Origin of the sequence: Nocardioides ureilyticus, assembly GCF_051280745.1 — a bacterium.
GTDB lineage: Bacteria > Actinomycetota > Actinomycetes > Propionibacteriales > Nocardioidaceae > Nocardioides.
This window is the reverse complement of sequence record NZ_JBNCOG010000059.1, coordinates 1-10,032: the sequence shown is the minus strand read 5'-3', so window position 1 is coordinate 10,032 and position 10,032 is coordinate 1. Positions and strand designations below refer to the sequence as shown.

Sequence of the window (10,032 nt, the reverse complement as noted above, 5' to 3'; positions counted from 1 at the left end):
ACCGGCGCCGGCCCACCGGCCGGCAGGGGCGACGTGTCGGGGCCGGCCACGCCTGCGGGGCCCGGCGGCGCCACCGCGGGACGCCCTGGGTCTGCGCCGGCCGGCGTACCGGCAGCGGAACCAGGGGCGACCGGGGTCCGCGCTGCCGGGGAGCCGGCCGGGGACCCACGGTGGGCGGTCGGCTCGGGGACCGGGTCGGGCCGGCCGTGGATCCGCTTCATCACGGCCGTGGCGGCGCGGAAGGTGTCGTCGAGGTCGTGGTTGGCGTCGCGGGCGATCCGTTCGTTCTCCGCGTAGTCGCGCCAGAACTGCGACACGGCGGTGTCGTAGCGGGCCTGGGCCTCAGCCTCATCGGGCTGCGCCGGCCCCGGAGAGCGCGTCGGTGCCGTCGGCATCACCAGGGCCCTCAGACGAGCCTGGGCCGCTTCGGCGCGCCCGATGGCGGCGGCGGCTGACTCCAGCGCCTGCTCCGCCTCCGTGAGACGCACGCCCTTGTCGCTCAGCGAGGTGGACGAGGCGTCGAAGGCACGGGCCACCGCGGGCCCCGTGCGACCGCCGAGGCCGGCCTGCGCCCGAGGCTGCGCCTCTCCTGCGAGACGCCTGGCGACGTCACCGAGCGTGCCCGCCGCCTGGACCCAGGCACCTGCCCCGGCGGTGACCAGGTCACGACGGGCGACCGACAGCGTCTGCTCGAGCCGGAGCTGCTCCGGGCCCTTCTCAGGCACCGCCGGTCCCTCCCGCCTGCTGGGAGATCGGCCGGCTGATCGACTCCAGAGCGATCGTCAGCGGCAGGACCCCGCTGACGGCGGCCTCGTCGGCGCCGGTGACGTCCCGCTGGTGGGCGTGGACGTTCTCGCGGTAGATCCCCAGGCCGGTCCGGATCCGCGTCAGGGACTCGACCACGGCCTCCCGGGCGAGCGCCGTGTGCTCACCCAGCTCCACGGCGGCGGCGGTCGAGCCGAAGGCGGTCGAGGGGATCTGCTGGACCTGTTGGGGGTCGACCCGGTCGATGCAGTCGTCGAGCACGCTGAGGACGTCATGGACGGCCTCCGGGTCGACCACCACCTCGGCCGGTCCGGCGCCACCACCTGCGCTGCCGTCGCTCATCTCGTCTCCTCCGAGCCGCGGGATCCCGACCGGGGTACGGCCTACCCCCGACCGACGGCGCCCAAACCGCACGACCGGGCCGGCCGTGGTTCCCGGCGTGACGGGCGCACGCGCGGAGCCTAGGGTGACGCCGTCCGACCTCGCCACCCGTCGGGAGCCGCACGTGCCCAGTCGACCGGATCGCCGTCGTACCGTCCTCGCCACTGCCACGCTGGGCGTGCTCCTCGGCCTCGCCGGTTGCAGCGACACGGACGACGGCGCGGTCCGGACCGCGACGACGACGGCGGCGACCTCCTCCTCTGGATCCACCTCGCCGTCGACGCCGAGCGGGCCCGCGGACTCGTCCTCCCCAGCAGCGCCCAGCGCATCGGCCTCCGCGGACCCGTTCGCAGGTGTGGAGCCCGCCACCGGGCCGGTGATCCAGGGTGCGTCGTTCCGCCTCCGAGTGCCGAGCGGATGGATCGTCGCCGAGCCGATCTCGCACTTCGTACGCCTCGCCAGCGAGCCCGGCGGCCGCCGCGGTGACATCAGCGTCGGCTTCCTGGCGGCCGCCGACCACGCGACCACGGAGTGGTTGAGGGACGTGGCCGTCCGGCTGTGGAACGGCGAGGGCGAGGTGAAGGTCCACCCCCCGGTGACGGTCAACGGCCAGCGGATGTACCACCTCAGCGGCCGCGCGCAGCACGGTGCCCGCGTGGACGAGTACGGGGCGAGGGCCGGCGACCTGGCCTTCCACGTGGACTTCGACCTCCCCGGCATGGACCCCAGCGAACGACGGGCGGTCATCGAGTCGGTGCTCGCCAGCATCGAGTGGCGCTGAGCCGGTACCGCCGGCCCGGGAAGTAGGCTGGCGCCGCCCGAGCCTCCGTAGCTCAGCTGGATAGAGCAGCGGCCTTCTAATCCGCCGGTCACAGGTTCGAATCCTGTCGGGGGCGCCAGAATGCACGTGCGACTGGGGCGCATCAGCAATGTGCCGACCACCATGGGCGGCGGCCCCCACTTTGATCCCCACTTTGAACTGCGCCGGTCCTGGCCTCCCGCTCTCAGTTCATCCGCGTCCCGATGGCGCAAGTGCCCGGCGATTCACGAGTCACCCGCATCGGCGGGGCGAGCCGCACCTTCACTCATGCACCAGCGCCGCTCTCTCTAGGGCCGGTACTACTGCGCCCATCAGTCGCGCGACCTGGCCACCGAGCGTAGCCGCGACATATCCGTTCCATGGGTCTAGCGTGAGCCGCACCACCCGCCGCCAACGTGAGGAGCCAGCATGGCACTCGACAAGGAACAACTCGTCGCAGCACTTCGCGCCAAGGGAGTCAAGGCAACTTGCCCCATGTGCGCTCATAACTCGTGGTCAACCCTCGACGGGTACTTCGCGCACAGCATTAGCAGCGACCTGCAGAATGTTCAGATTGGCGCCAACATGGTCCCAATCGTGGCGATCGGATGTGACAACTGCGGGTTCCTGTCGCAGCACGTTGCAGCCACCTTGAATTTGGCGTGACGGACCTCTGTTAAGAACCAACGTCCGCCCGCATAGAAGGATTTGTAGAACACCGCCGTGAAAATCAGACAACGGTATCGCGTGAAGTTCCCGGCAACCTTGATCGCAGATCTGTGCCGCGAGACGATCGAGCGAACGAAAGCAGAACTGGGAGCGGACCACGAGGATTACGACTATGTCGACGAAACGTTCTCCGTAAAGTTCGGTCACCGCCAGATTTATCACACAAACCTCGAAGAATGGCTAGCGGACTACCGCCTTGAGCATACCTTTTCGGTTCTTAGATTGAATGCGGGCTTCAAGAGAGATCTCGCCGTCGACTACGACACATATGACGTCGGACCAGTCACGGATGTAACTTACTCGGCTGCTTCCCGATCAGAAATCGAGGAAGTTCTGGAGAGATTCAATGCGGCAGCCGATTCGATGCCCCAGCCGCCTGCGCCACCGAAGTCCCGGCCGACCGTCTTCATCGGCCACGGACGCTCGCCCGCTTGGCGCGATTTGAAAGATCACCTAGTCGATCATCACGGCTATAAGGTGGAAGCATACGAGACTGGGGCTCGCGCCGGCCACCACATCCGCGATGTACTTTCCAGCATGACACGCAAGGCCAGTTTCGCCGTCCTCGTGCTGACCGGCGAAGACGACGGTCCAGACGGGAGCATCCGCGCCCGACAGAACGTCGTCCACGAGACAGGACTGTTCCAAGGAGCGCTAGGTTTCGACCGCGCCATAGTTCTTCTAGAGAACGGAGTGACCGAGTTCTCGAACCTGTACGGAATTCAGCAGGTCCGCTTCGATCAAGGCCGTATCCGGGAAACTTTCGGTGACGTGCTCGCGACCCTCCACCGCGAGTTCGGCGATTAGAGATGAATATTGTCTCACGCAGATTGATTGGTCGGACCCTGGGCGAGTGGGCACCCCCGGAACGCAGAAAAAGCGGCTCACCCAGCATTGGGCAAGCCGTGGATGCCTCCGAAGTGGGTAGTCGACCCGGCATCCGATAGGGCGGACGCCGCAGTCCGTTAGATAGCCGACTAGCCATCTCGTATGAGGTTCCGAGGGGTACTCAATCCCTCGGCATGATCCCGGCGTGCGGGATCAATGGATTACCGCAGACTCAGTCTGAGAGCCCTGCGGCGGACCCGTCACGGGTAGGCGTGACGGGAACCGTGAGCCGGACAGGCATGAGGGGAAGGGGAACCCGTACCCGTCCGGCTTGGTGGTCGGTGCTGCTGCACGGGCCTCAAGCCCTGAGAGCCCGGAGCACGTCGACCAAGAGGAGTGACCAGCCCCTAGGCGGCGTGAGCCGCCGCTTAGGGGCCAGCCAGCATTGCTGGCGCCTATTACGCGCCGTCGTTCGCAGTGAGACGCTGCTGCACGAGGCGGGCGTCCCCATCGTCCGCATTGCCGACCAGTTGGGCCACGCAGACCCGGCCATGACGGCCCGCGTCTACTTCGGACGAGACTTCGAGGGAGACAAGAGCGAGATTGCAGGGCACCTATGACCGGACGGTCCCGACAGGGCCAAGCATCCGGTCAGTCGCCAAGTCGAAGATGGTCCACCACTCTGCCGAAAGCAGCGGCCACTTGTGCTGGGCCACCGCGCGAGTTGTTGCGCGGGCTGGGATGGATGCACTCGATGATCCCGATGCCACGTTCCGCCAGTTCTGCATCCAGCAGACGTAGCGAGGACTGTGCGGGACGCCCCATCGCGACCACCACCTCGATAAAAGGTGCCGTCTCCAACAACTGCCGTAAGTAACTGTGACCGAGCGCGACTTGCTTACGGGTTACGTTCCGCTCCCGTGTCCCGTCGCCGACGTACCAAGGAACGGCGTTCCAATGGAGGCCGACACTGCGCGGTAGACCGGACGATCGGTACGCCTCCCACAAGTTCGCAGCCGTAGCGTCGTCGTTGTCAACGGAGAGCATGCCCGAGCCGAGGGCTGCCGGACCGGCAGGCGACTCGAGCACGAAGAGCGCCCGCGCAGCCGCACCTCCGGAGTCAGGGTCGACGTACGGCACATGCGAGCCACGCTCGGCGCGGATGCGGTCGACCAGTTCGTTGATCGGCGCGACGTGCGGCTCGAATAGTCGCGCTTGCTTGCGGGCAAGGACGCGCGCGTTGCGGTGCGTTCGAGGCGCCGAGGAAAACGTCGTCGGGAGGCTCACCCGCTGGGCATCGAACGGCGTGGGCGCGTTGTCATCTCCAGGCGTTGGTAGCGGCTCGCATCCAGAAACGTCGTCGGGACTTTGCGGGAATGACGGGCCGTCCGCGTGGCCCACGGCAGGCGGGGCAAACTCGACCGAGACACGTAGACGCATGCTGCGAAGGCGAGCGAAGCGAGCGGCAAGGTTGGACGCTGGGGACTTCGTTCTCGTCCTCCGTCGGCGTCCCATCCCCTGGATTGTGGCAGAAACCTGCGCCTACCAAATGGCGCACGCCCGGCTCTGCACCGGCACCGGCACCGGCACGCCGAGTCCTCGGGCCTCATGGTCAGCGACCCACTTTGGTCCCCACTTTGCACCTAAAACGCCCTGAGCCGACATGACTTCCAGTGAGTCGCCGCATGCCACATCCGGCCCCGAACGGCGGGGCTTAGCCGATGCGCGGTGGCTCGCCGTGACATCGCATGATCCTGGCTTGGCCTAATCCGCCGGTCACAGGTTCGAATCCTGTCGGGGGCGCCTGTCGCACACGTCCCGCCAGTTGGGCCACGGAGCCGGCCGACCAGAAATCCGGTGAGGTCGACGCATGGCCCGCCGCCGATCGGGGAACGAGGTCGGCGACCGGCGGCCTCGTGGCGGCGGCGCTCCCGCATCTGGGGAGCCTCGAGGCCGCCGTCGTCGTGTCTGCAGGTCATCCGCGTTCACCCTTAAGGCCTGACTTCGGCTGACATCGGCGAAGGGGCCGCGAGACCCGGGGGTCTGCGGAGAGAATGTGCCGGACACGCGCGGCGCGGGCCGTGCCAGCCGACGCCGAGGATCGATGACCTCCATGCCCCCCCACGACCTCCCGGTCCCGTCGACCGGTGACCAGCTCACGCTGTCGGTGAGCCGGGAGGGCGACTGGGCCGTGGTGCAGGCCCGGGGCGAGATCGACCTCGCGACGGTGGGGGCCTTCCGCACGGCCCTGCAGGACCTCATGGTGGAGGGCGCGGTCCAGGTCGCGGTCGACCTGTCCGGCGTCTCCTTCATCGACTCCTCCGCGCTGGGAGCACTGGTGGCGGCTCACCGGCGGGCGAGGGGCCTCGGTGGCTCGCTCGCGATCGCGGGCCCCCAGCCGCCGGTCGCGCGCATCCTGGAGCTCACCGGGCTGGACCGGGTGCTGCGCACGCACCCGACGGTGCGTGCCGTGGTCGAGGGCTGACCCGTGGACCGCGGCCTGGCGGAGGTGCTGCGGAGCTCCGGCCGCCTGGGCCGCGACCTGCTCGCCGTCGACTGGCGCGCGACGCCCCTCGGGCCGGTCGAGGACTGGCCGCTCTCGCTCACCACCGTCGTGCGGACCATGGTCACGTCGAGGTTCTCGATGTGGATGGCGTGGGGGCCCGAGCTGACGTTCCTCTGCAACGACGCCTACCGTCGCGACACGCTGGGTGCGAAGTACCCCGAGGCACTGGGGCGGCCGACGCGCGAGGTGTGGCCGGAGGTCTGGCCGAGCATCGGTCCGCGGATCGAGCAGGTGATGAGGACCGGCGAGGCCACCTGGGACGAGAAGCTGCTGCTCTTCCTCGAGCGCAGCGGCTTCGTCGAGGAGACCTACCACACCTTCTCCTACAGCCCCCTGGCCGACGACGACGGCACCACCAGCGGCATGCTGTGCGTGGTCACCGAGGACACCGAGGAGGTGGTCTTCGAACGTCGGATGACGACACTGCGGGACCTCGCCGTGCGCGAGCGGGCTCCGCTCACCGAGGCCGCCGCGGTCGCCACCGCGTGCGAACGACTGGCCCGCAACCGCCACTCGCTGCCGTTCGTCGAGGTCTACCTCTTTGCAGACGACGGGCTCGAGGCCCATCTGCAAGGGGTCGCCGGGATCGCGCCGGGCCACCCGGCGGCGCCACCGGTCGTCGCGGTGGACGCAGCCGACGGCCCGTGGCCGCTGAACGCCGCGGCGGAGGGCCGGACCGCGCTGGTCGACGCGGTCGACGAGCGCTTCAGCGACCTGCCGGCCACCCCGTGGGAGAGGCCGCCGCGCCAGGCCTTCGTCCTGCCCCTGCTCCAGCCCGGGCAGCCTCGCCCGTACGGCGCACTGGTCGTCGGGCTGAATCGGCACCGCCCGTTCGACGACGGCTACCGCACGTTCCTGGAGCTCGTCGCCGCCCACCTCTCGACCGCCATCGGCGACGCCCGCTCCGTCGAGCAGGAACGGCGGCGGGCTTCGGACCTCGCCAGGATCGACCAGCTCAAGAGCGACTTCATCGCGAACGTCAGCCACGAGCTGCGCACCCCGCTCACCTTGCTGCTGGGCCCGGCCGAGGACGCACTGACCGACGACGACCACCCGCTCCCGGACGCGCAGCGGCGCAGGGTCGAGGTGATCGCCCGCAACGGCCGGCGCATGCGACAGCTGGTGAACACCCTGCTGGACTTCTCCCGCCTCGAGGCGGGGCAGGACGCAGCGCTGTACGTGCCGACCGACCTGTGCGCCTACACCGCCGAGCTCACGGCCATGGTGGAGTCGACCGCCGAGCGGGCCGGGCTCGCCCTCGAGGTCGAGTGCGAGGGCGGTGCCACGGCGTACGTCGACCGTGAGCACTGGGCGAAGATCGTGCTCAACCTGCTGACCAACGCCTTGAAGTTCACCATCGAGGGCAGCGTGCGGGTGGGCCTGCACGACGACGGCACCCACGCGGTGCTCACCGTCAGCGACACCGGTCCGGGCATCCCGGAGGTGGAGCTGCCCCGGCTCTTCGAGCGCTTCCACCGGGTGGCCGGGATGCGCTCCCGCACCCACGAGGGCACCGGCCTCGGGCTGGCGCTGGTCCACGAGCTCGTCGAGCAGCACGGCGGGCACGTCCAGGTGACCACCAGCAGCGGCGGCACCGACCACGGGACGACCTTCACGGTGACGATCCCCCTCCGAGCAGACCACCTCCCTGCCGAACGCATCGGCGGCGATGACCCGCGGGACACCGAGGCCACCGGCGACCTCGTCCGCAGCATGGCCCGCGCCCTGGCGGACGAGAGCTCGTACTGGCTGCCCGACCACCCGGTGCTCTCGACACCTTCGGCACCCTCGGCGGCCGAGCCGGCACCCGCGGCGGAGGGGCGGCCGCAGGTCCTCGTGGTCGACGACAACGCCGACATGCGTCGTCACATCGCCGACCTCCTGGCGCAGGCGTACGACGTGCGCAGCGCCGTCGACGGCCTCGACGCGTTGCGCCAGATGGCCGTGGCCGTCCCGGACCTGGTCCTGACCGACGTGATGATGCCGGAGCTCGACGGCTTCGGGCTGCTGCGCCGGATGCAGGCGGACCCGGCCCTCATGTCCGTGCCGGTCATCATGCTCTCGGCCCGCGCGGGCGAGGAGGGCACGGTGGAGGGGCTGGAGGCGGGTGCCGTCGACTACCTGGTCAAGCCCTTCTCCTCCCGGGAGCTGCTCGCCCGGGTCCGGGTCAACCTCGCGCTCGACCGCGCCCAACGGCTCCGCGACGCGCTGGAGCGGAGCAGTGCGCTGCTGGACCAGGCGCAGCGCCTGGCGCGCCTCGGCAGCTGGGAGATCGACCTCGCCGACCTGTCGCTCACCGGCTCGGCCACCTTCCTCGAGATGACCGGTCTCACGGCGGTCGACCTCGACCGGCGGGCGGCCGCGGACCTCCTGGAGTCACTCGTCCACCCCGACGACCTGCCCGGCGTGCTGGCGAAGCTGTCGGAGGCGGCCGGCGGGAAGACGGTCGAGCACGAGCTGCGCATCGTCCTGCCCTCCGGCGACACCCGCCTGTTCCACGCGTACGGCGAGCCGGCGCGCGGGGCCGACGGCAGCCGACTGCTCCGCGGGTCCTTCCAGGACGTCACCGAGCAGCGGGCCCTGCAGGAGCAGCTGGTGGCGGCCGAGGCCGAGCGTGAGATGGCCGAGCAGGAGCGCCGGATCGCCCACGACCTCCAGGAGAGCCTGCTCCCTCGCACCGACCCCCACGTTCCCGCGTTGGACGTCGCGACCTACTACCGAGCCGGCGTGGTGGGCACCGAGGTCGGCGGCGACTGGTACGACGTGATCGACCTCGGCGCCGGACGCACCGCCGTGGTGATCGGCGACGTGATGGGGCGCGGTGTGCGCGCTGCCGCGGTGATGGGCCAGCTCCGCGCGGCCACCCGGGCCTTCGCCAAGCTGGACCTCCCGTGCACCGACGTGCTCGAGCAGCTCGACCCGTTGGTGCACGACCTCGCCGGCGACCAGATCGTCACCTGCGTCTACGCCGTCGTCGATGCCGCAGACCTGCACCTGACCTACGCGAACGCCGGCCACCTGCCCCCGCTGCTGGCGCGCGCGGGAGGCGCCGTGGAGCCGCTCGAGGCGGTCGGGCCGCCCCTCGGCGCCGGCTTCTACGGCCAGGAGGCGACCACCGTGAGCCTGCACGCCGACGACGTCCTGCTGCTCTACACCGACGGGCTCGTGGAGCGCCGGGGGGAGGACCTGCAGGAGGGCATCGGCCGGCTCGTCGCGACGCTCGCCCGGTTCGCCGACCGCCCGGTCGCCGAGCTGCTCGACAAGGTCGTCGCCGGGTCGCACGCCGAGGAGGTCGACGACGACGTCGCCCTGGTCGCCGCGCGGGCGCGTGCGGAGGTCGGCGGTGCCGTGGTCCGGCTGCGGGTGGGCGGCGGCCCCACGGCCGTCCGCGACGTGCGCCGCGCCGTGGCCGCGCAGGTCGCCGCCTGGGGCGCGCCTGCCGAGCGGGTGGACGACGCGAAGTTGGTCATCAGCGAGCTCGTCACCAACGCGCTCATCCACGCCCGACCACCCGTCGACGTGCACCTGCGGCGCCTCGAGGACGCCGTGCTGATGGAGGTGTGGGACCCCGCCCTGCTCCGACCGCGCCGGCGGCGCACCGGTGGCGCCGACGAGCACGGTCGCGGTCTCGGCATCGTGGCCGCGCTCGCGCGCGACTGGGGGTCGCGGCCGAGCGAGGCGGGGAAGACCGTGTGGGCCCTGCTCGACTGGCCGGCGACCGACTCCTGACCGGCTCGCCGGCCACGCCTCTCCTCACCCCGATGGGTGGTGGTAGCCCACTGCAGCATGGGTAACGTCAACTGCGTGTCCCCTAGGGGCCCTCGGAACGCACCCACTCGGAAGGAGGCGGACCGCCCATGCAGCTGTCTGACCCTCTGCTCGATCATGAGCAGGTCACCACCATGTCCCGGGGGGGGGGGGGGGGGGGGGGGGGGGGGCGGGGGGTGGGGGGCGCGGGGGGGCG

7 protein-coding genes, 1 tRNA gene and 1 pseudogene are annotated in these 10,032 nt (G+C 70.4%); 6 read left to right on the top strand and 3 right to left on the bottom strand.

The annotated features are described in order from the left end of the window. Both ACSMHG_RS19210 and ACSMHG_RS19205 read right to left on the bottom strand, forming a co-directional pair. Positions 1-725: pseudogene (locus ACSMHG_RS19210) on the bottom strand (hypothetical protein); the annotation flags it as partial. Then, the gene (locus ACSMHG_RS19205) at positions 718-1,107 is read right to left on the bottom strand and encodes a hypothetical protein (protein ID WP_435748138.1); all 390 of its coding nucleotides are present in this window, start codon (positions 1,105-1,107) and stop codon (positions 718-720) included. The gene ACSMHG_RS19205 and the pseudogene ACSMHG_RS19210, both read right to left, overlap by 8 nt. A gap of 124 nt (positions 1,108-1,231) precedes the next feature. On the opposite strand from ACSMHG_RS19205, the gene ACSMHG_RS19200 reads away from it, so the two are divergent. The 4 genes from ACSMHG_RS19200 (at position 1,232) to ACSMHG_RS19185 (ending at position 3,481) form a co-directional block, all read left to right on the top strand. Further along, positions 1,232-1,927: a hypothetical protein gene (locus tag ACSMHG_RS19200; protein WP_435748136.1), complete on the top strand. Its 696-nt coding sequence runs from the start codon at positions 1,232-1,234 to the stop codon at positions 1,925-1,927. Positions 1,928-1,968: 41 nt separating this feature from the next. After that, positions 1,969-2,045: transfer RNA gene (locus ACSMHG_RS19195), tRNA-Arg, on the top strand. A gap of 329 nt (positions 2,046-2,374) precedes the next feature. After that, positions 2,375-2,611, top strand: a complete 237-nt coding sequence (locus tag ACSMHG_RS19190; RefSeq protein ID WP_435748134.1) for a hypothetical protein — start codon at positions 2,375-2,377, stop codon at positions 2,609-2,611. A gap of 81 nt (positions 2,612-2,692) precedes the next feature. Beyond that, positions 2,693-3,481, top strand: coding sequence for a TIR domain-containing protein (locus ACSMHG_RS19185; RefSeq protein WP_435748132.1), 789 nt, complete (start codon positions 2,693-2,695; stop codon positions 3,479-3,481). A 672-nt stretch (positions 3,482-4,153) separates the two neighbouring features. Here ACSMHG_RS19185 and ACSMHG_RS19180 read toward each other — a convergent pair. Beyond that, positions 4,154-4,789: a uracil-DNA glycosylase gene (locus tag ACSMHG_RS19180; RefSeq protein WP_435748130.1), complete on the bottom strand. Its 636-nt coding sequence runs from the start codon at positions 4,787-4,789 to the stop codon at positions 4,154-4,156. A gap of 826 nt (positions 4,790-5,615) precedes the next feature. On the opposite strand from ACSMHG_RS19180, the gene ACSMHG_RS19175 reads away from it, so the two are divergent. Next, positions 5,616-5,987: an STAS domain-containing protein gene (locus ACSMHG_RS19175; RefSeq protein ID WP_435748128.1), complete on the top strand. Its 372-nt coding sequence runs from the start codon at positions 5,616-5,618 to the stop codon at positions 5,985-5,987. A 3-nt stretch (positions 5,988-5,990) separates the two neighbouring features. Beyond that, positions 5,991-9,797, top strand: a complete 3,807-nt coding sequence (locus ACSMHG_RS19170) for a SpoIIE family protein phosphatase (RefSeq protein WP_435748126.1) — start codon at positions 5,991-5,993, stop codon at positions 9,795-9,797. The last annotated feature ends 235 nt before the right edge of the window (positions 9,798-10,032 follow it).